This window comes from Empedobacter sp. UBA5036, from assembly GCF_002415215.1.
Lineage (GTDB): Bacteria > Bacteroidota > Bacteroidia > Flavobacteriales > Weeksellaceae > Empedobacter > Empedobacter falsenii_B.
The window spans coordinates 37,554-60,162 of the sequence record NZ_DICC01000019.1; the positions used below are offsets into that span (position 1 = coordinate 37,554).

The following is a 22,609-nucleotide window of genomic DNA, read 5'->3' on the forward strand; positions in this document are numbered from 1 at the left end:
TCCGCTCAATGAGCGGATTTTTTTATGAATTTTTGTGACCAGTTTCTTTTAAAAATAAGGTTAGAATAATGGCAATAAATATTCCAATGATCCAAAACCAAATTGCTTGATGATAATGTACAGTTTTATCTGTAACATTTACAATTTCGTTTCCATATAATTTAGCAAAAACAGGATTAACTAGAGAAGTTACACCAAATGTCAAAAAGTTTTGAACTCCAGTTGCAGAGCCTTTTACATAATCTGGATTAGCTTCTTTGATAACCGAATATGGGATCATTGCGACTCCAGAGAAAAGCCCAAAAATGAAAAATGTAACTTTTATTGGAATTAAATCTGAAAGATAAATGAGTTGTAAAAACATCAGGATCATTCCGATACAACCAAAAAGAATAACAGGTTTTCTTTTTCCTATTTTATCCGTTATATAACCCATTAATGGACATCCAACTACCCAGCCTAGTGACGCCATAGCAGCAGTCATAGCAGCATTGTGAGCATCAAAACCTAAGTCTAATTTGAAAAAAGGAACAGCCCAAGTCATGGCAAAAATTGTTGTCGGTATAAATAATAATCCAGAAATAATACCAGTTAACCAAGAATTTGGATTGCTGAAAATAATTTTGAAAGGTTCAATAAAAGAGGTTTGTTTACTTTTTTCGATCTCTTCTTCAGACGATTTTGGAGTTATGAACAGCATTGCTACAGCTGGAATTATACATAAAACTCCAGCAATTATCCAAAATGTTTTATATCCAAAACCATTTTCTAATAATGGCGCAACCACAAATTGTCCTGCCGCTCCACCAAGCATTCCTATACATTGAGAGAAGCCTATTGCTGTTGCTAAAGATTTTGATGAGAATCCTTTGGTTGCTAAATAGACACAACCAGGAAAAGCAAATGCGCTACCTGCTCCTTGTAATAATCTGCCTGTTGTTCCAGCGAATTGGGAGGAAGCGATAAATAAAATACATCCTATTCCGAGTATAAAACATCCTGCAAACATCGAATATCTTGCACCAAATTTGTCTAAAAATATTCCAGCAATTAAAGCGAATATCGAATAGGTGTAATAATATGTTCCAATGAGAGAAACTAAATTTTCTTTAGAAATGTTGTAATTCTGAGCCAAATCTGTGATCATTAATGAAGGCGCAGAACGAGTTGCGTAATCAATGAAATAAAAGATTAAGCCTAAAACCCATGCAATGATGAAAAGTTTTTTACTTGATTGTGTGATAGATGATGATTGATTCATTATAAATCTTTTAAATGTTTATAATTGGATTTAATCGTTTCCATTACCTCATTCATTTTTCCACCTAACATTAGTTTCGCCATAGATTTTGTCATTCCAATCATTTGATCAAGATCTACTTTTGGAGGCATTGCTAAAGCGTTTGGATTTGTAAATACATTTAATAAATACGGTCCATTATGAGCAAAAGCTCTTCCGATTGCATCAGGTAAATCATCAGGATTTTTAACCGATTCGCTTTCTATTCCCATTGCTTTTCCAATCAAAGTAAAGTCAGGATTTTCCATATCTGTTTCATTGTCAGGTAAACCAGCAACTTCCATTTCCAATTTAACCATTCCTAATGTTCTATTATTAAAAATAATAAGTTTAACAGGTAGATTATATTGTTTGATGGTTGCTAAATCTCCTAATAACATTGAAATTCCACCATCACCACACATCGCAATAATTTGTCTGTCAGGATATGCCATTTGTGCACCAATCGCTTGAGGCATTGCATTTGCCATAGAACCATGATTAAAAGATCCTAACATTTTCCTTTCCCCCGTACCCGTTATATAACGTGCTCCCCAAACACAACACATTCCTGTATCAACTGTAAAAATAGCATCTTTTGTAGCTAACTCATCTAATAAATAAGCTGCATATTCGGGTTGAATGGCATTTTCTTTTCCTTTTTCATGAACAAATGTCATTTTGCTTTCAAGAACTTTCTTGTACATTTCTAATTGACTATCCAAAAAATCTTTGTCTTGCTTAGGTTCTAATAACTCAATTAATTCGTTAATTGTTTCTTTTGCATTTCCGACTAATCCTAAATCAATTTTAGCTCTTCGTCCAAGTTTAGAGCCATCTGAATCAATTTGAATGATTTTTTTATCTGTTGGAATAAAATCTTTATAAGGAAAATCGGTACCAATCAAAATAATTAAATCAGCTTTGTGCATAGCATGATAAGCAGATGGTTGACCAAGTAATCCTGTCATTCCTATTTCATTTGGATTATTGGGTTGAATACTCATTTTTCCTTTGAACGAATATCCAACTGGAGCATGCAAATGACGAGAAAGTTTTATAACTTCTTCATTTGCTTGAGATGCGCCAATTCCACAGAATAAGGTAATATTATTAGCATCATTTATAATAGAAGCAGCTTCTCTTAATTCAGTTTTATTTGGAGTAATAATAGGTTGATTGAAATAGAAATTCGAGGTATAATTACTTTCAACGGCTTCCATTTCTGCAATATCTCCTGGAAGTCCAATAATTGCAACATCTTTTTTTGAAATAGCATGTTGTATTGCTGTTTGTACCATTCTAGGAACTTGTTCTGCTCGAGTAATAATTTGATTATAACAACTACAATCATCAAAAAGTTTAATAGTATTCGTTTCCTGAAAATAATCTGTACCAAATTCTATTGTAGGCAGAGTAGAGGCAATTACAACTAAAGGAGTTCTTGATTTATGCGCTTCATAAACTCCGTTAATCAAATGTACATGACCAGGACCAGAACTTCCAGCGCAACATCCAATCCCATTCAATTCTGATTCGGCAGTAGCAGCTATTGCTCCAGCTTCTTCATGTCTTACATGAACCCAATCAATTTTGTCACTTTGTTTAACTGCAATATTAAAAAAATTGAGACTATCACCAGTTACTGCATAAACACGTTTTATATTCGCTTTTTCTAGTAATTCTACAATTTGATGTGCTACATTCTTTCCCATAATAAAGTATTTTTTTGATTGTGACTAACAAGTTATGAAATTATAGAATGAAAATATTTGGAATAAGTGTTAAATATTTGAACAATAAATTTTTGTAAAATAAAAAAGCCTGTTAAGAAACAGGCTTAAAATTAACACATGAGGACAAAATTTACTCTACTAAATCTTATACGATTAATATAATTCAATATTTGTGCCAATATTATATTTGACATATTAAATATTTAATTTATTTAACCGCTTTTATTTTTCCATTCATTGTGGCAAAATGACCAGGGAAAGAACATAAGAAATCGTATGTACCTTCTTCTAAAGTAAATTTGATTTGATCATTTTCTTTACCACCTAACAATTTTGTGTGCGCAATAATTTCTGATTGTAATTCGGTCGGAATATAATCTGTCGCCTTAGCAGAAGCCGCTGTATTTGCAAAAGCAGAAACATCAGAACCTGGTTTTAACAAAATAAAATTATGTCCCATTGCTTCTTTTGACATTTCACCAGCATTCATTAAGATTAAAGTTACTTCTTCACCAGCTTTTACTGTAAATTCAGTTTTATCGTAGCGCATATCATCACTCGCTTTCAAAACAATATGATTGTTTGTAGCAGGCGTAGCTGTAGAAGTTTCAGCATCTTCTGATGGAGCTGTACTATAATCTATTTCTGGTTGAGTTGATTCATCTTTCTTAGAATCTCCGCAGCTCATCATCAAAATTGCCGCGAAACTCATCAAAGCTATTTTTTTCATTATTTCAATTTTTTGTTTGATGTAAAAATAATGAAATTCAGTAACTTAAAAAAATTTACTCAGTCTAAATAGAACTGATTTTAAACAGATAAATTTCTAAGGAATATCCAAATATTTGTGTGTTTGTAAAGAATAACGCCATTTTGGATTTTCTTTTACATATTCCACAATCAATGGAAGGTTTTTGTCGCGTTTGCTCCACTCTGTTTGTAAGAAAAGCGTACAATCTTTTCCAACTCGAGCAGCTTGTTCTTCAGCAAATTGAAAATCGTGATTATTGAACACAATACATTTCAATTCATTTGCAGCTTCGCAAACTTCGTCTAACGGCAACATTAATTTCTTAGGAGAAAGACAAACCCAATCAATTTCTCCGCTCAACGGATAGGCACCCGAAGTTTCAATATGGATTCTTGCACCTTTTTCGTGTAGTTTTTTTGTCAAATAAGTCAAATCCCACATTAAAGGTTCTCCTCCTGTAATGATGATTGTTTTGGCTTGAGAAGTTGCCAAATCCACCAATTCATCCACATTAGTTAAGGGATGCTTTTCAGCATCCCAACTATCTTTTACATCGCACCAATGGCAACCAACATCACAACCTCCTAATCGAATAAAATAAGAAGCCACACCTGTGTACATTCCTTCACCTTGAATTGTGTAAAAATGCTCCATAACAGGCAATAATTTCCCTTCTTGTATCAATTGTTGTTCTTCTGCAGTTGTTGATGCAATGTGTATCATAATTTTATTTTTTGTTGTTGTATGCCAACAATGTGTTTTTTAATAACATAGCGCGTGTCATTGGTCCAACTCCTCCTGGAACTGGCGTTATCCACGATGCTTTTTCTTTTACATTATCAAAATCTACATCACCAGCTAATCTAAATCCTCGTGGATTAGTTTCGTCATCAACGCGTGTAATTCCTACGTCAACGATAACCGCTCCAACTTTTACCATATCAGCTTTTAAGAAACCAGGAACACCTAATGCAGTGATCACAATATCAGCTTCTTTTGTAAATTGTTCTAAATTTTGAGTTTTCGAATGAGTTAATGTTACTGTACTGTTTCCAGGATTTCCGTTTTTACTCATCAAAATACTCATTGGGCGACCAACGATGCGAGAACGACCAATCACAACTGTATGTTTACCAGCTGTATCAATGTTGTAACGCTCTAACATTTCCATAATTCCGTAAGGTGTAGCAGGTAAAAATGTTTCCATTTCTAACGCCATTTTACCAAAATTCATCGGATGAAAACCATCTACATCTTTCTTAGGATCAATTGCATTGATAACCGCTTCTTGATCGATGTGTTTTGGTAATGGCAATTGCACGATAAACCCGTCCAATGTATCATCATTGTTCCATTTTTCAATTTCTGCAATCAAATCTTCTTGAGAAATTGTATCAGGCAAACGTAATTCTGATGACTCGAAACCTACAAAATGACAATCCTTGATTTTATTGTCAACATAGGTCTGAGAAGCACCATTACTTCCTACTAAAATTGCACCCAAATGTGGTACACGAACTCCTTGGTCCTTGTAATTCTGCACCAGCTCCTTGATCTCTTGTTTGATCTCTTTTGCCAGTTTAATACCGTCTAAAATTTGCATTGTTTTGTTGTGTTTGCGCAAAGATACGGACAAATTGGAAAATAAATCATTAAGTTTTGAGTTGATGATTTTCTGATTAAATAGAAAAACCACTTCGTTGTGAAGTGTTTTTAGCATTATTGATATTTTTTCTGCGCTTCTTTTAAGTAATTAAAAACTTGTGTTGTGTTCATTTTTTTGGAATTCGTGTTAAAAATAAACATGCCCGTTTCGACATTGAAATAATAATCTTTTTCTCCATTTTTCAATTGAAACCATTCCAAGAAACCATTTGTAAGATTAACACCAATCCAATTGATTTGTGAAGTTTTCAAGTCAAAAATAAAATTATCATTCGGATTATTTGTGGTGATATAATGTATTTTGTCGTCCAAAACATATAAAATACCACTTCCTTGAAACGCTTTCATTTTAAAGAATTTTGATTGTTGATTTCCAAAGTTATAACGCAAAACTGCTTTGAAATCAGCATTTGTAGGAACTTGTGCTAACAAAGCATTTTGTTTCTTTTCGCGTGATTTACTTGCCCAAAAAGCAATTCCAAAAATTAACAAAAAAGGCAAAATACAACAAAGTAATGAGATAATATTATCCATAGTAGATTGATTTAGGTTGTGTTAATATACAAAAAAAGCTGTTAGTTTTCTAACAGCTTTTTTGAAATTTTATAAAGTTTGATTTTATTACAAATTACTCATTTTTTCTTCCACTACTTTTCGTTCTTGTGCAATCAAATTATCTTCTTCTGTCGGAAATTGAAAAATTCCAGAATTGATACTTTCAATGCGTGTCAAGACTTCGAAAGAAGCTTTTGCTTTTGTGATATCTTCTCGATTTAGATAAATACGAATAGCTTTCATAAACGTCAAAATATTTTTCTTTTTCAATTCATCAGCTAATAAAAATTGATCGCGTTCTTCGTTTGTTTCCAATAATGTTGATAAACTATTATCATCAATCTTGTAATACGATTGTAACATTTGATTGAAAATAATCAAAAAACCTTCATCAGCATTTCCAACTTCTAACGAAATGATTCGAGCCAATTTTTTGTTTAATTCTTGAATATATTTTGAAATAAAATCTTGTTTAATCATCTTAATCTAATTTTTTAGACAACTTTTCGAAAGTTTTTTTTGCGTTTTTATCTTCGTATAAAATCTTATGAACAGCGTTGATAATTGGCGCTTTTATTTGGTATTGCTCATTCATAATTGCCACACCTTTTGTCGCATAGTAACCTTCGGCAACCATATTCATCTCCAAAATAGCAGATTTTACGGTGTAACCTTTTCCAATCATATTTCCGAACATTCGATTTCGTGAAAAGAACGAATATCCTGTTACTAACAAATCGCCTAAATAAGCCGAATCGTTAATTTTACGCTTCATTGGACTTGCAGTTTTTAAAATATGATTCATTTCTCGAATCGCATTACTCATCAAAACTGCTTGGAAATTATCTCCATAACCCAAACCATGCGCTATACCTGCTGCAATCGCGTAAATATTTTTCAATACCGCGCCAAATTCAGTTCCGTAAATATCGTTTGAAAGTTTCGTTTTGATAAAATCACATGCTAAACAATCCGCAACAACTTGTGCTTTGTTTTCGTCTTGCGCCGCAATTGTTAAATAAGAAAGACGCTCCAAAGCAACTTCCTCAGCGTGACAAGGACCACTTACAATTCCTAATTGTTCTTCTTTTACATCGAATTTATCAAACAAATATTGTCCAACCAATTGATAATGATCTGGAATAATTCCTTTGATTGATGTTACTACAAATTTATCTGTCAACGGAACAGTTAATTTACTCAAACAATCGGCAACGTAAATAGATGGCACAACCAAAAAGATTATATCCGAATTCATGACAACTTCGTTGATATCCGTTGAAATTTTAAGCTTTTCTGACTTAAATTCGACATCAGTTAAATAATTTGGATTATGTCTATTTCGCTCTAAATATCCTTTTACGTATTCATCTTTTACCCACCAGTTGAAAGTTTCAAGGTTTTTATTCAGCATTTTTGCAATCGCAGTTGCCCAGCTTCCATTCCCTATTAATCCAACTTTACGATTAGATAACTCTATCATAATATATGTATTGAATAGACAAAGTTAATTAATTTGTAGCTTAGGTATTTTGAATTTTACGAAAAGAAACTCAATTTTGTAAAAATTTTAACGACTTTGTATAAAAAGCTTTTTAGTGAGACCATTATCTACGGTATTGGCTCTATATTGCCGAGGGTAATTATTTTAGCATTGAATTTTTTTATTATCAAGCAAGTTGATAATTCAGATTTTGCAATGTTTTCTCAATTATATTCTGCGGTTTCTTTCCTGAATGTCATTTTAACATTTGGTTTCGAGACTGCATTTTTCCGTTATGCAACCGAAGAAGGAATGTATCAAAAAGTGTTGAATACAGCTTTTTGGTTTATGGTGATGAGTTCTACTGCAATGCTCGTTTTAGTTTTTCTTTTTTTACAACCTCTGGCAGATTCTGCAAATTATAGCGATCACCCAGAATATATTTTGTGGTTTGCGTGGATTGCTTTTTTTGATGCAATTTGTGTGATCCCTTTTGCAGTTCTACGTTTTAAAAATCGACCAATATTATATACAACAATTCGCGTAATTCAGAATGTTTTTCAAGCAGTTTTGACAATTGGTTTGTTGTATTATGTTTCGAAAGATTTTATGCTAGGTTTAGGTTTTGATAATGCGATTTCCTATCCTTTTATAGCGAATTTATTAGCGAGTATTTTAGGATTTGTATTATTAATAGGCGTTGTACGTCATGTTCAATTCAAATTTGATCAATCACTTTTCAAACAAATGTTTTTGTACGGTTATCCGATTATGATTGCTGGTTTGGGGTATATTTTAAATGAAAATTTCGATAAATTAGTTCAACGACAATTAATAGATCCAGCAGCAGCGGGTTCTTATGGCGCTTGTTACAAATTAGCAACATTAATGACGCTTTTCGTAACAGCTTATCGAATGGGAATAGAACCATTTTTCTTTAAAGTTGCCAAAAAAGGAGATGCAAAACAGACATACGCGAATATTTTGTTCTTTTTCAGTATCATTTGTAATATTGTAATTCTTGGAATTTTAGCAAATATTGACTGGATTAAGAAAATATTTGTTCCAAATTCAACGTATTGGAATGCTTTAGATATTGTCCCAATTATTTTAATTGCGAATTTATTTTTCGGAATTTATTATAACCTTTCAACATGGTACAAAGTAACGGATAGAACAAGTATCGGAACTATAATTTCATTGGTTGGTGGTGCGATTACTATTATTTTGAATGTTTTTTTATTGCCAAAATATGGTTTTATGGTTTCTGCCTGGACAACTTTATTGGCGTATGGTGTAATGATGGTGATTTCGTACATTTGGGGTCAGAAAGTTTATCCGATTCCGTATAAAGTCAATAAAATTGTACTTTACATGGGAATTGCAATTGCTTTAGCATGTACAAATTATTACATTCTCGATTCTAATTTGATTATTGGTAATCTGATTCTAATCGTGTACATTGCGCTTATTGCGTTTGCGGAAAAAAACACACTTAAAAAACTAAGAAAATAAAGATGAAAGTAAAAGTTATCAACATCTCGAAACACGCTTTACCAGAATATAAAACAGCTTTATCGGCTGGAATGGATTTAACTGCTAACATTGATGCACCAATCGAATTAAAACCTTTGGAAAGAAGATTAATTCCAACAGGATTGAGCATTGAGCTACCAGCAGGTTACGAAGCACAAGTTCGTCCTCGTAGTGGAATGGCGTTAAAATATGGTTTAACTTGTTTGAATTCTCCTGGAACAATCGACGCAGATTATCGTGGAGAAATCGGTGTTATTTTAGCGAATGTTTCTAACGAAGCAGTCACAATCAACGATGGTGAACGTATTGCACAATTAGTAATCGCAAAACACGAAACGGTTGAATGGGAAGAATCTAATGCATTAAATGAAACTGAACGAGGAGCTGGAGGTTTCGGAAGTACAGGAAAACAATAAATATTTTTTTATCATTCTGAGCTTGTCGAAGAATGTAAAAAAGAATTAATCCAATCATAAAATATCAATCTAACAAAAAATATTTTTAGAAATAAAATGAAAATTATTATCCCAATGGCAGGACGTGGTTCACGTTTACGCCCTCATACATTAACAACACCAAAACCATTAATTCCAATTGCTGGAAAACCAATCGTACATCGTTTGGTAGAAGATATTGCAAAAGTTTGTTCAGAAAAAATTGACGAAATTGCTTTTGTAATTGGTGATTTTGGAGCTGAGGTTGAAGCTGATTTAATTGCAATTGCAGAAAAATTAGGAGCAAAAGGAACAATTTGTCATCAATTGGAGCCGCTTGGAACAGCACATTCTATTTGGATGGCAAAAGAAGCTTTGGATGGACCAACGGTTGTGGCGTATGCAGACACATTATTTCGTGCAGATTTCAAATTAGATATGGAGTCGGATGGGGTTGTTTGGGTAAAACAAGTTGAAAATCCATCAGCTTTTGGCGTTGTGAAATTAGACGATAACAGTGTTATCACTGATTTCGTAGAAAAACCAAAAGAATTTGTTTCGGATTTAGCAATTATCGGAATTTACTTTTTCCGTGATGGACAAAAGCTATATAAAGAAATCGAATATTTATTAGAAAATGATATTCAAAAAGGAGGTGAATATCAATTGACGGATGCATTAGAAAATATGCGTGCTGCGGGTGATAAATTTACGCTTGGAAAAGTAGACGAATGGATGGATTGTGGTAACAAAGCCGTTACTGTAGATACAAACACTCGTGTTCTTAACTTAGATAAAGAAGAATTTAAAGGAATTGCTGCATCAGCAACGGTTGACAATTCATTAATCATCGAGCCATGTTTTATTGGAGAAAATGTTGTGATTAAAAATTCGAAAATTGGACCTTTTGTTTCATTAGGAAATGGAACAGTTGTTGAAAACTCGAATATTGATAACAGTTTGATTCAAGAAAATTCAATCATCAGTAATGCAAATCTTACAGATACAATGATCGGAAACAATGCCAAATATTACGGTGTTTCGCGCAGTATCAGTTTAGGAGATTACTCAGAATTGGATTTTAAATCTCACGAAGCTTAATAAATTATGATCAAAAAATTAACGTATATCTTTTGTTTAGGAGTTCTTGCAACAGCTTGTAACACTCAGAAAGTAGCAAAAGTAGATAAAGATAATACAGAAGTTGTTTCAGCTTCTTCGAAAATTATTCAGCAAACCTTGTCAAAAAAAACATCATTCAAAGATTTAACGATTAAGGCAAAAGTAACGGCAGATTTAGAAGAAATTTCTGGAGATGTAAATGCTACAATTGCTGTGAAAAATGGACAAAAGATATGGGTTAATGCTACAAAATTTGGATTTACAGGTGCACGCGCATTGATTACGCCTGATGGTTTTTCGGCTTTTGAAAAGTTAGGTGGAACATATTATGAAGGAGATTTTTCTATTGCAAATAAATTATTGAAAGTTGATTTTATCGATTATCAAAAATTACAAAATTTGATGTTAGGAAAAGTTTTCGTTGATCTTAATCCTACAGATTATACAGCGACTTTTGCGAATAATCAATATACGATTACATATAATAAAAATCAAGCGATTGCGACTTCTCCAAAAGAAGGCGAATATATACAAACATATGTTTTTGATAATGGTTTCCGATTGAAAGAAGCACATCTGAAAGATCCAAAACGAAAAATGGAAGTTGATTTGGCTTACGACAATTGGGTAAAAGCTGGAGCAGAGGAATTTCCGAAAAATGTTAAAATTATTATAAAAGAGAAAAAAACGCGTCAAATAGACTTGGAATATAATAGTTTTACGTTTCAGGAAACGAACACACCGTTCTCAATTCCAGATGGGTATAAGAAAAAAGAAATAAAATAATGAAGTTTGTTTTATCAACTGTACTTTTAACGTTGTCATTATCAGTGTTTGCGCAGGTTCCGTACAATAAAGCGAACTTACAAAAACAGAATGCTCAGCTTAAAAAAGAGATTATAAACTTAAACAAACAACTCGAGGTTAATAAGCAAAATTCGAAGTTAAATGTTGATTTTGTGCAGAATTTGACGAAAAAAATTCAGGTACAAACAAAATTAGTTAACAACTTATCGAAAGAAAAACGCTTTATCGAGGACGAAATTTATTTAACTCAATTAGAGATTAATAAACTTTCGCGCGAGTTGGTTGAGCTAAAAAAAGACTACAAACAGGTTTTGGTTCGAGCATATAAGAACAAATCTGTTGAAAATAAATTACTTTTTGTGCTTTCTTCTAAAAGTTTGGGAGAAGCATATCGTCGTATCAAATATTTAGAAAAATATTCGGCTTTTCAATTAGGACAAGCAAATGAAATTATCGGTAAACAAACTGATATTCAGACGAAAAAAGCAAAAAAAGAAAAAGCGAAAGACGAAAAAGAAAAAGTACTTTCTCAGCAAACTTTGTTTAGTCAAAATCTTGAAAAAGAACGATTAACAAAAGAGAAAGCGGTCGAAGAATTCCGTAAAAACGAAGGTGTTATTGCTGCTGAAATTAATGCAAAAGAAGCACAACAACGCCAAATTGATGCACAGATTAAAGCAATTATTGAAGAAGAGATTCGACAAGCAAAGATTCGTGCAGAAAAAGATTTAAAAGATTGGAACGAAGCTAAACGAGGAAATACAATTGCATCTTATAATGAGTATTTAAGAGATAACCCAAAAGGAGATTATGCGAAATCAGCTCGTACAGCTATTTTAAGAATTGAGAATGATGCCAAAGCATGGAATATTGCACGTTCAGCGCATACAAAACAAGCGTATCAATCTTATTTGAATCATCATCCAACAGGAAGTTTCGTATCTACAGCAAAAACAGAAGTTGCTAAATTTGAACAATTAGAACGCGAAGCAGAAGCTGAACGTCAACGCATCATTGCTCAACGTAAAGCAGAAGAAGATGCTCGTCTAAAAGCTCAAAAAGAAGAGGATGCTCGTAAAATTGCGGCTGCAAAAGCAGAAGCTGAGCGTAAAGCGAAGATAGAAGCTGAGCAGAAAGTTGTTGTAAAAGTGCCAGAAAAAGAACGTGTTGTAAAAGTAGATGCAGTAAAACCAGCTGAGACTTTTGCAGAACGTCCAGATTCTGAAGGTATTTCGGGAGAATTCTCATCAAACAAAGGTCGTCTACCTTGGCCTGTTGATAAAGGAACGGTTGTAAGTAGATTTGGTTCTAATTCTCATCCAGTTTTATCTAATATTACAACGCAAAATAGTGGTGTTGATATTTCAACTTATCGTGGTGCACATGCACGCGCTGTTTACGAAGGAACTGTTCAAGCTGTAATGAGTGTATCTGGAAATGGTAAATCTGTATTGGTAAGACATGGTTCGTATTATTCAGTTTATACAAACTTATCAAGTGTAAGTGTTTCGAAAGGTGATGATGTAAAACGTGGTCAGTCTTTAGGAATTATCTATACAAGTGGAGATGGAGAAACAATCATGAATTTCCAAGTTTGGAGCGGAACAACAAAACAAAATCCTGCTTCTTGGGTAGCGGGAATGTAATAAATTAATTATATATTTGCATTAAAATCAATTCAGTATGGGATTAGGAGGTAAAGAATGGATCGTAATCGTACTTGTTGTGTTATTATTATTCGGAGGAAAGAAAATTCCTGAATTAATGAAAGGATTAGGTTCTGGATTAAACGAATTCAAGAAAGCAACAAAAGATGATAACAAATCAGAAGCTACAGAAAGTACTTCTGACAAAAAAGAAAATTAAAATATATTTTTAATTAGATAATAGAGCATTGTAGTTGCGTATACAATTACAATGCTTTTATTTTATAAACTAAAACAAAACATGAAATTCACAGATAAAGCTTGGTCTATTTTTAATCAAAGTATCAATGATTATCACAAATATGATGATGTAAATCGTCAAATCGAAAATCCATATAGCGAAGAAGATTTAATCGCTCATTTATTGTATAAAAAAAATTGGATTGATACAGTTCAGTGGCATTTAGAAGATATTATTCGTGATCCACAAATTGATCCTGTTGAAGCGCTAAGTTTAAAACGTTGGATTGATAAATCAAACCAAGAACGTACAGATATGGTAGAATATGTGGATAGCTGGTTTTTACAACAATATGCGAACGTTGACGTAAAAGAAGATGCAACTTACAATACAGAATCTCCTGCGTGGGCTGTAGACCGTTTTTCTATTTTATCGCTTAAGGTTTATCACATGAAACAAGAGGTAGAACGTGAAGATGCAACTCCAGAACATAAAGCTGCTTGTCAAGTGAAATTAGATGTTTTGAATCAACAACATCAAGATTTATCAACTGCGATTGAAGAATTGTTGGCTGATTTTGAAGCAGGTAAAAAATACATGAAAGTGTATAAACAAATGAAAATGTATAATGACGAGGATTTGAATCCAGTTCTTTATGCAAACAAGAAATAATTTTCAGAAAAATTAATAAAATATAGAAAACTCATCTTTTTTGGATGAGTTTTTTTATTGCGTACAAATATGTTAATTTCATCTAATCAAAATATTAGAATGAAAAAACTGAAATTTATTACTTGCTTTACCTTATAATCAACCTAAAAATTAACACCAGAAGAATTTAAAAAGCTTCAAACTAAAATTTTAGAATAATTATAAAGTTGAAATTACCTCGTATTGAAAAATATGAGGTAATTTTATAATTACTGTAAAATTTCACACATGAAGAAAAATTATTTCAAACCCTTACTTTTAGGAATAAGTTTATTCTCGATTTCGGTTTTTGGTCAACAAGAAAAACCAAAATACGATTATCAAGAAGCTTTCAAACCATTTTTTTATCAGAATAATGCAACAGAAACTCGTTCGGCGAGTGGAAAACCAGGTCATAATTATTGGCAAAATCGTGCAGATTATAATCTGAATGTTAGTTTGAATGAAGAAAAAAATGAAATTTCGGGAACATCTGAAATTACATATACCAACAATAGTTTTGATGATTTAGACTTTTTGTGGTTACAATTGGATCAAAATTTATTCAAAAAAGAATCTCGAGGAAGTGCTTTATTACCGATTTCTGGAAGCCGTTATGGTGATTCAACTTCTGAATTTGAAGGAGGTTATAAAATTAAATCTGTTCAAATAGACGGAAAAGAAGCGAAATACACTGTTTCGGATACACGCATGCAAATTGATTTGATTAATCATTTGAAAGCTCGTGGAGGAAAAACAAAAATAAAAATCGAATATTCATTTGTTTCACCAGATTATGGAGCCGATAGAATGGGTGTAGAACCAACTAAAAATGGAAAGATTTTTACGATGGCGCAATGGTTTCCTCGCATGGCGGTTTACGATGACATCATGGGATGGAATACATTACCATACTTAGGACCAGGAGAATTTTATCTGGAATATGGAGATGTAACAGCAAATATTACAGTTCCGTCTACGCATTATGTGGTTGGTTCAGGAGAATTATTGAATGAAAACGAAGTCTACTCGAAAGAAGAAGTGAATCGTTGGAACAAAGCAAAAGCGAGTGATAAAACCGTTATTATTCGTTCTGCTGATGAGGTAAACAAAGCGACAAAAGTTGCAAAAGGAACAAAAACGTGGAAATTTAAAATTCAGAATACACGTGATTTTGCTTGGGCTTCATCATCTTCGTTCATCTTAGATGCAGCAAAAATTAATCTTCCAAGTGGTCAAAAATCGTTGGCAATTTCGGCTTATCCAGTAGAAAGTGACGGAAATGATGCTTGGGGAAGATCGACAGAATATACAAAAGCTTCTATTGAGCATTACTCGAAACAATGGTTAGAGTATCCTTATCCAGCGGCGACAAATGTGGCAGGAAATGAGGGTGGAATGGAATATCCTGGGATTGTTTTTTGTCATATGACTTCGAAAGGTGAAGGACTTTGGGGTGTTACAGATCACGAATTTGGACATATTTGGTTCCCGATGATTGTTGGTTCTAATGAGCGTGTTCATGGTTGGATGGACGAAGGTTTTAATACGTTTATCAATGATATTTCGACGAAGAATTTCAACAATGGCGAATATTACAAAAAGCAATCTGCACAACGAATGGCGGGTTATTTATTCAGCGATAATCTTGAGCCTGTAACGACTCAACCAGATAATATGCGCGAAAGAAATATCGGTGCATTGTTGTATTATAAGCCAGGTGCAGGAATGAAAGTTTTGCGTGAAACAATTTTGGGTGAAGAAAAATTCGATAAAGCATTGCGCCAATACATCAAATATTGGGCATATAAACATCCAACGCCAGAAGATTTTTTCCGCACGATGGAAAATGTTTCAGGAGAAGAATTATCTTGGTTTTGGAGAGGTTGGTTTTTGAATAAATGGACAATTGATCAAGGAATTAACAGTGCAAAATATGTAGATGGAGATTACAAAAAAGGCTTGATTTTGAAAGTTGAAAATTTTGGACAATTACCAATGCCAACTACTGTTCAAGTGAACTTTAAAGATGGGACTTCTCAAGAAGTTAAATTACCGATTGAAGTTTGGAAACGTAATACAGAATGGACATTCAAAGTGCCTTCAACAAAAGAAGTTTCGATGATTAAATTGGATCCAAATGGAGCTTTACCAGATATTGATTTGAAGAATAATACATTCAATATGGCGGATGCAAAACCTGTTGAAAAGGTTAATCCAAAAGAATACGAAGGTACATTTACGAATAAACAAATTAATTCAGAATTTGTGTTGAAAGCTGAAAACGATAAATTGAAATTAGTTTTTGGTGGACAAACTATTCCATTAGATTATCAAGGTGATAGTAAATTTGTGAATGAACAAGGCGGTTTGGAGTTGACTTTTGCAAAAGATAAAAAGACATTTTCTGTAGAAGAAGCTGGACAAAAGTTTGAGTTTACAAAGAAGTAAATTTGTTCTAAATTTTCATACTGAACCCGTTTTAGCATCACATCATAAAATATAAAAAACCACTTCATAAGAAGTGGTTTTTTGTTGACTATTATTTTTGAGATGTACCTTCTGGTTTAAGATATAAATCGAAGTAATCTGTAATTTTTTGCATCAAATGAACGCGATCTTTTCCACGAACATTATGCTCATGTCCAGGATAAACAAAATAATCCATTTGCATACCATTTTTCACTGCTTCGCGAATAAAATCAATCGAATGTTGCCAAACAACCACATTATCTTGCGCTCCGTGAATCATCAATAATTTACCTTTTAAGTCTTTTACACGGTTAATTAAATTCGTGTTTTTGAAACCTTCAGGATTATCTTGTGGCGATTCCATGTAACGTTCTGTGTACATAATTTCGTATTGTGTCCAATCTAAAACTGGTCCACCAGCAACACCAACTTTGAAAACATCAGGCTTACGTAACATAAAAGAAGTAGTCATAAATCCACCATAAGACCAACCATGAATTCCCATGCGTTCCGCATCTACGAAAGGCAAAGTTTTCAAGAAATCAACACCTTTCATTTGGTCATTCATTTCTGTAGTTGCTACATTTCCGTGAATCGCTTGTTCAAATTTAAGACCTCTATTCGCCGATCCGCGTCCGTCCATTGTAAATACAACATAACCTTTTTCCGCTAAATGATCGTACCAAAGATTTCCTGTTGCAGGAAAACGATTTGTGATTAATTGCGCGTGAGGACCATTGTATAAATAAACGATAACGGGATATTTTTTCGAAGAATCAAAGTTTGTTGGATAGATTAATTTTCCATACAAATCTGTTCCATCATCTGCTTTTAACGTTACATTTTCAACTTTCGCTGTATTGTAATTTGCCAAAGGATTTTGAGCATTTAAGATATTTTGTTTGAATTTTCCGTTTGCATCCAACACATCAATTTTACGAGGCGTGTTATCATTACTCCAATTATCAATTGCATATTCTCCGTTTGTTGAAACCGAAACATTGTGCGTTCCTGCATCAGTTGTTATTTTACGCAATTTTCCATTTTCCCAATTCACCGCATATAAATGACGATCTTTCGGAGAATCTTTTGTTGTCATGATTAAGAATTCTTTTTTCTTCGCATTTTCTCCAACAAGATCTGTTACAATCCAATCTCCTTTTGTGATTTGGTTTAATAATTTTCCGTCTGTATTGAAACGATACAAATGCATAAAACCATCGCGTTGCGACCACCAAACAAACTCGTTCGTTTTTCCTGGAATAAAATGCAATTCGTTTTGAGGTTCTACATATTTTGCATCATCTTCTTTGAATAATGTTTTAATCAATTTCCCTGAAACTGCATCATATTGATTCAATTCCATGTGCTTTTGATTACGAGAAAGTAAAGCAATATAAATATGTTTTTCGTCTGGCGACCACGTAACCGAAGTTAAATAATGATCTACTTCTGGGTGAGTTTCTAAGAAAGTCGTTTTTTGAGTGGTTGGATTATAAACACCTAACGTAACCGTATGATTTTTTGTTCCAGCAAACGGATATTTGATATTTTTGTTCACTGCAGGTTGTACCGACCAATCGATAATTGGATAATCTGTAACCGCTGTTTGATCCATTCTATAAAATGCAACTAAATTCCCTTTTGGAGAGATGAAAATTCCTTTGTGAATCCCGAACTCATTTTGATGAACCGATTTTCCATTCACTATTTCATATTTTCCGTCTTTGGTAATTTGATGTGTTTTTCCAGCTTTATCAACAAAAAATAAATTGTTGTCAATTACATATCCAACTTGATTATTCGTCGCGTCAAATTCTATATTTTCTGCATTGTCAGGTAATTTCAACCAATCGTTTTGTTGACCAGCAGTTGTAATTGTTTTGTAACCTGTTTTTGTAGAAAAATAAGCTTGCTTATCATTGATCCAATTCAAAGAAGGAATTCTTTTATTCTCAAATTGAGAACTTCTAAAAATTGTATCAGTTTTAAGAGATGGAACTTCTTTCTTGATTAAAGCTTCTCCGTATGATGTTTTTACATTTTGCGTGTACGCATTTTGATTCGGAATCCATTGAACTTGATTTAGATTTTCGATACGTAAATTCGTCGATAATCCAAGTACAGCATCTTCCATTGTGACATTCTTTTTCTGAGCAATTAAACTCGCGCTCATTAAAAGTGTAGTCAATAAAATTGTTTTTTTCATGTGTGATTTCTATTTCAAATATTGCCCAAGTGCTTCTAAGTTTTTCTTTTCATTCCCAATAAAAATTTTGTCTCCATCTACCACGACAGGACGTTTTAGGAAAGTATAATCTGATAAAATATAATTTTTGATATCATCTTCAGAAAGCTGTTGATCTTTCAATCCTAATTTTTTGTAATTCTGTGCACGACGTGAAAATAGAGCTTCGTAGTTGCCAGCTAAATTCTTCATTTCTTCTAATTCTTCTGCTGTTATCGCAGTCGATTTTATTTCATGCAAATCAAAACCTGTAAAATCAAACTCTTTCATAATACGTTTGCACGTATCGCAAGTTTTCAAAAAAAATATTTTTTTCATTTCTCAAAATCTTTGGTTTTGTAAAGATAAATAAGTTTCATCGTTTTGCAGAATGATAAAGAATTTTGTCAAAATATATTTCAAATCGATAAAAAACTATCTTTGCAAGTATGGAAGAAACTAATTTTTTGCGTTTAAACAAATATATTAGCGATAGTGGTTTTTGTTCGCGTCGCGAAGCAGATCAATACATCGAAAATCGTTTGGTACAAATTAATGGACGAGTTGCTAAAATTGGGCAATTTGTAGGACCAAATGATGTGGTGACTGTAAAAGGTGTCGAAATAGAACCGCGCGAAAAGGAGCATGCGGTTTATATTATGCTGAATAAACCTGTGGGCGTTACGTGTACAACAGATCCTACAGATCCAGATAATATTATCGATTTTCTTTCGTTTGGAGAACGAATTTTTCCGATTGGTCGTTTAGATAAAGATTCGCAAGGATTGATTTTATTGACAAGCGATGGTGATATTGTGAATAAGATTTTACGTGCTGGAAATAATCACGAAAAAGAATACATTGTAACCGTTGATAAACCAATTACGGATGAATTTTGCGAACGAATGTCGAAAGGTGTTCCGATTCTTAATCAGGTTACGAAGAAATGTAAGATCGAAAAAATAAGTACAAATGTTTTCAAAATTACATTGATTCAAGGTTTGAATAGACAGATTCGTCGTATGTGCGAATATTTTGGATATGGTGTAAAAAAATTAGAACGTGTTCGGATTATGAATTTAACGTTGAATGTAGGAATTGGTCAACATCGAGATTTAACGGCAGAAGAATTAGCAGAAATCAATCGCTTGACGAAAGATTCGGAAAAACACGAAGAAAAGAAACCAGCTTCAAAATCAAAAAAATCATCAGCGAAAAAAACAAAAGAAATTTCTCCAGATTTTAAAGATTCGAAAGGAAAATCAATTAAAAAGCCAGTAAAAAAATCAACAACTCAAGCCAGAGTAGGAAAAAGTAAACCACCTACAAATACGAAAGGAGGTAAATTTGGTAAAAGAAGATAAAATCAAAAGACGAATATTTTTCGTCTTTTTTTATACATTTTAGTCAAAACTAACTTCTATCATGTCATTTTACCAAAGATTCAATATCTTTATAAAGTAAAATCTTAAAAACACATGAAGAAAATTGTTTATTCGTTGCTTTTTATAGCGATGACTTTTGGTGCATCGGTAAAAGCACAAGAAAATGTTACTTATCAATTGCCTCCGCAAGAAATTTTACAATTGGCAGATGCAGATATGCCGCCGTCAATTAGTACAGATCGTAAAGCGGAGAATGCATTTTTGTCTTATAGAAGTCGTTATAAAACGATTAATGAATTGTCAGAAACGGAATTACGTTTAGCAGGATTACGAATTAATCCAGTTACAAATATTAATTCACGTGAAACATTCAGTGAGAAAATTACTTATTTTGATCTGAAAACTTCAAAGGAAAAAACGATAGCTGGTTTACCTGCAAAAGGTCGTTTTTCTAATCAATCTTGGAACACTTCTCAATCGAAATTTGCCGTTACAAATACAACAAATAAAGGTGTAGAATTGTGGATTGTTGACGTAAAAACGCAAGCTGCAACAAAAGTTTATGAAGATAAATTAAACGCAAACTTAGGTCGTCCTTTCAATTGGATTTCAGATACAGAATTAATTGTGAATGTAATTCCAGCTTCTAAAAAAGCTTTGATTGATACGAAAGACGCAATTGCGACTGGACCTACAGTTTCTGTTGCTGACGGAAAAGAAGCGCAAAACAGAACCTATCAAGATTTATTACAAAATAAAAATGATGAGTTTAACTTTGAGCAATTAGCAATTTCTGAATTAGTAAAAGTAAATATCGAAACTGGAGCAAAATCGAAATGGAAAGATGCTGCGATGTACACAGATATTTCGACTTCTCCAGATGGGCAATATGTTTTGGTGAACGAAATCAAAAAGCCTTTTTCATATTTAGTAACTTACAATAGTTTCCCTTCAACTGATATTGTGTATGATATCAATGGAAAATTAGTAAAAGAAGTTGATCATAAAGAGTTACAAGAAGTTGTTCCGAAAGGATTTTCTTCGACGATTATGGGAAAAAGAAATTTGTATTGGAGAGCAGATAAACCAAATACATTGTATTGGGTTGAGGCTTTAGATGGTGGTGATGCAAATAAGCCTGCGGAATATCGCGATGCGCTTTATCAAGTTGCCGCGCCTTTTACTGCGAACAAAGAGTTGTTGGTAAAAGTAAAAGATCGTTACAGAGGAGTGACTTGGGGGAATGATGAGGTTGCGATTGTGAGAGATGCTTGGTATAACACGCGTAACGAAAGTAGTTATTTGTTCAATCCGTCAAATCCAACTCAAGAACCAATCCGTTTTTTCAGTAGAAATTCGCAAGATGCTTACAATAATCCTGGAAATTTCGTAACTGAAATGAATGATTATGGTTACAATGTTTTAGCTATTAACAAAGGAAAATTGATGTTAGTTGGAGAAGGAGTTTCTGCGGAAGGAATTTTACCTTTTGTTGATGATTTTGATATCAAAACGCAAAAAACTTCTCGTTTATGGAGAGCGCAGAAATCAGATAAATTAGAAGCGATTGCTCGTGTTATCGATCCGAAGAAAGGGATCATTTTAGAACAAATTCAATCGAAATCAGATTATCCAAATTTATATGTTCGTAATATTTTTCAGAAAGGAGGAAAGCCAAAACAAGTAACGTTTACAAAAAATCCTTTTGAAGCAATGAACAAAGTTTCGAAAGAGTTAATTACGTACAAACGAGCTGATGGTGTAGAATTATCAGGAACTTTATACTTGCCACCAAATTATGATAAAACGAAAAAGGAAAAGTTACCAATGTTAATGTGGGCTTATCCTCGCGAGTTCAAAGATGCATCTACGGCTGGTCAGGTAACAACTTCTGAAAATAAATTTACTTCTCCTTCTTACGGAGGTCCTATTTATTGGGCATTGAGAGGATATGCGGTTTTAGATGATGCGGCTTTCCCGATTATTGGAGAAGGAAAAGAAGAGCCAAATGATACCTTCGTTCCTCAATTGGTTGCCAATGCAAAAGCAGCGATTGATGCGGTAGATAAATTAGGTTATATTGATCGTGAAAGAGTTGCGGTTGGTGGACATTCTTATGGTGCGTTTATGACAGCGAATTTATTAACACATTCTAATTTATTTGCGGCAGGTATTGCGCGTTCAGGTGCGTATAACCGTACATTGACGCCGTTTGGATTCCAGTCAGAACAACGTAATTATTGGGAAGCTCCAGATGTTTACAACACAATGGCGCCTTTCCAAAATGCAGATAAAATGAAAACACCATTGTTGTTAATTCATGGTGAAGCTGATAATAATACAGGAACTTTCCCATTGCAATCTGAGCGTTATTTCAACGCGTTGAAAGGTTTGGGAGCGACAACTCGTTTGGTTTTATTACCACAAGAATCTCATGGATATGCAGCCAGAGAAAATATTCTACACATGTTGTGGGAACAAGATCAATGGTTAGAGAAATATGTGAAAAACAAAGGAAAAAATTCTGAAAAGAAATAATTTCAATACAAGAAAAGCGATTCAATTTTGAATCGCTTTTTT

General features: G+C 33.2%; 20 protein-coding genes. 10 read left to right on the top strand and 10 right to left on the bottom strand.

Annotation, left to right across the window (positions count from 1 at the left end; translation table 11 throughout):
- Positions 1–22 precede the first annotated feature (22 nt).
- The 8 genes from B4J88_RS02800 to B4J88_RS02835 form a co-directional block, all read right to left on the bottom strand.
- A complete protein-coding gene (locus B4J88_RS02800; RefSeq protein WP_291066289.1) occupies positions 23–1,261 on the bottom strand; it encodes an MFS transporter in 1,239 nt (412 codons plus the stop codon).
- Entirely contained in the window at positions 1,261–2,994 is a 1,734-nt protein-coding gene (locus B4J88_RS02805) for a thiamine pyrophosphate-dependent enzyme (RefSeq protein WP_286495849.1), read from the bottom strand. The genes B4J88_RS02800 and B4J88_RS02805 overlap by 1 nt, the downstream gene beginning before the upstream one ends.
- 229 nt (positions 2,995–3,223) lie before the next feature.
- Positions 3,224–3,745 (bottom strand): plastocyanin/azurin family copper-binding protein, encoded by a 522-nt coding sequence (locus tag B4J88_RS02810; protein ID WP_291066291.1) that lies wholly within the window; start codon positions 3,743–3,745, stop codon positions 3,224–3,226.
- A 96-nt stretch (positions 3,746–3,841) separates the two neighbouring features.
- Complete coding sequence (locus B4J88_RS02815; protein WP_052217917.1) at positions 3,842–4,489, bottom strand: 7-carboxy-7-deazaguanine synthase QueE; 648 nt, start codon at positions 4,487–4,489, stop codon at positions 3,842–3,844.
- 4 nt (positions 4,490–4,493) lie between these two features.
- Complete coding sequence (locus B4J88_RS02820; RefSeq protein ID WP_125349219.1) at positions 4,494–5,369, bottom strand: bifunctional 5,10-methylenetetrahydrofolate dehydrogenase/5,10-methenyltetrahydrofolate cyclohydrolase; 876 nt, start codon at positions 5,367–5,369, stop codon at positions 4,494–4,496.
- Between the two features lie 116 nt (positions 5,370–5,485).
- Positions 5,486–5,965 (bottom strand): hypothetical protein, encoded by a 480-nt coding sequence (locus tag B4J88_RS02825; protein ID WP_291066293.1) that lies wholly within the window; start codon positions 5,963–5,965, stop codon positions 5,486–5,488.
- 87 nt (positions 5,966–6,052) lie between these two features.
- Positions 6,053–6,466 carry a hypothetical protein gene (locus B4J88_RS02830; protein ID WP_291066295.1) on the bottom strand — a complete coding sequence of 138 codons (414 nt, stop codon included), beginning with the start codon at positions 6,464–6,466 and terminating at the stop codon, positions 6,053–6,055.
- Between the two features lies 1 nt (position 6,467).
- The gene (locus B4J88_RS02835; protein WP_038336564.1) at positions 6,468–7,469 is read right to left on the bottom strand and encodes an NAD(P)H-dependent glycerol-3-phosphate dehydrogenase; all 1,002 of its coding nucleotides are present in this window, start codon (positions 7,467–7,469) and stop codon (positions 6,468–6,470) included.
- A 96-nt stretch (positions 7,470–7,565) separates the two neighbouring features.
- Between B4J88_RS02835 and B4J88_RS02840 the strand changes: the two genes are divergently transcribed.
- From B4J88_RS02840 to B4J88_RS02875, 8 genes are all read left to right on the top strand, one after another.
- On the top strand, positions 7,566–8,984 hold the full coding sequence (locus tag B4J88_RS02840; RefSeq protein ID WP_291066297.1) for a lipopolysaccharide biosynthesis protein: 1,419 nt from the start codon (positions 7,566–7,568) through the stop codon (positions 8,982–8,984).
- Between the two features lie 2 nt (positions 8,985–8,986).
- On the top strand, positions 8,987–9,421 hold the full coding sequence (dut, locus tag B4J88_RS02845) for a dUTP diphosphatase (RefSeq protein WP_038336568.1): 435 nt from the start codon (positions 8,987–8,989) through the stop codon (positions 9,419–9,421).
- Positions 9,422–9,517: 96 nt separating this feature from the next.
- Positions 9,518–10,540 (top strand): sugar phosphate nucleotidyltransferase, encoded by a 1,023-nt coding sequence (locus B4J88_RS02850; protein ID WP_280045870.1) that lies wholly within the window; start codon positions 9,518–9,520, stop codon positions 10,538–10,540.
- Between the two features lie 6 nt (positions 10,541–10,546).
- Complete coding sequence (locus B4J88_RS02855; protein ID WP_219034666.1) at positions 10,547–11,347, top strand: DUF4292 domain-containing protein; 801 nt, start codon at positions 10,547–10,549, stop codon at positions 11,345–11,347.
- Positions 11,347–13,014, top strand: coding sequence for a murein hydrolase activator EnvC family protein (locus B4J88_RS02860; protein WP_291066299.1), 1,668 nt, complete (start codon positions 11,347–11,349; stop codon positions 13,012–13,014). Before B4J88_RS02855 ends, B4J88_RS02860 begins: the two co-directional genes overlap by 1 nt.
- A 37-nt stretch (positions 13,015–13,051) precedes the next feature.
- The gene (gene tatA / locus B4J88_RS02865) at positions 13,052–13,234 is read left to right on the top strand and encodes a twin-arginine translocase TatA/TatE family subunit (RefSeq protein WP_038336575.1); all 183 of its coding nucleotides are present in this window, start codon (positions 13,052–13,054) and stop codon (positions 13,232–13,234) included.
- An 81-nt stretch (positions 13,235–13,315) separates the two neighbouring features.
- Positions 13,316–13,927 (top strand): DUF4254 domain-containing protein, encoded by a 612-nt coding sequence (locus B4J88_RS02870; protein WP_125349200.1) that lies wholly within the window; start codon positions 13,316–13,318, stop codon positions 13,925–13,927.
- A 267-nt stretch (positions 13,928–14,194) separates the two neighbouring features.
- Positions 14,195–16,396, top strand: coding sequence for a M1 family metallopeptidase (locus B4J88_RS02875; protein ID WP_221854110.1), 2,202 nt, complete (start codon positions 14,195–14,197; stop codon positions 16,394–16,396).
- A 91-nt stretch (positions 16,397–16,487) separates the two neighbouring features.
- Here B4J88_RS02875 and B4J88_RS02880 read toward each other — a convergent pair whose 3' ends face one another.
- Both B4J88_RS02880 and B4J88_RS02885 read right to left on the bottom strand, forming a co-directional pair.
- The gene (locus B4J88_RS02880) at positions 16,488–18,626 is read right to left on the bottom strand and encodes a S9 family peptidase (protein ID WP_291066302.1); all 2,139 of its coding nucleotides are present in this window, start codon (positions 18,624–18,626) and stop codon (positions 16,488–16,490) included.
- 9 nt (positions 18,627–18,635) lie between these two features.
- Entirely contained in the window at positions 18,636–18,983 is a 348-nt protein-coding gene (locus B4J88_RS02885) for an arsenate reductase family protein (RefSeq protein ID WP_038334703.1), read from the bottom strand.
- 110 nt (positions 18,984–19,093) lie between these two features.
- Between B4J88_RS02885 and rluF the strand changes: the two genes are divergently transcribed.
- Both rluF and B4J88_RS02895 read left to right on the top strand, forming a co-directional pair.
- Positions 19,094–20,008: a 23S rRNA pseudouridine(2604) synthase RluF gene (gene rluF / locus B4J88_RS02890; RefSeq protein WP_038334704.1), complete on the top strand. Its 915-nt coding sequence runs from the start codon at positions 19,094–19,096 to the stop codon at positions 20,006–20,008.
- 114 nt (positions 20,009–20,122) lie between these two features.
- The gene (locus tag B4J88_RS02895) at positions 20,123–22,567 is read left to right on the top strand and encodes an alpha/beta hydrolase family protein (protein ID WP_286495467.1); all 2,445 of its coding nucleotides are present in this window, start codon (positions 20,123–20,125) and stop codon (positions 22,565–22,567) included.
- The last annotated feature ends 42 nt before the right edge of the window (positions 22,568–22,609 follow it).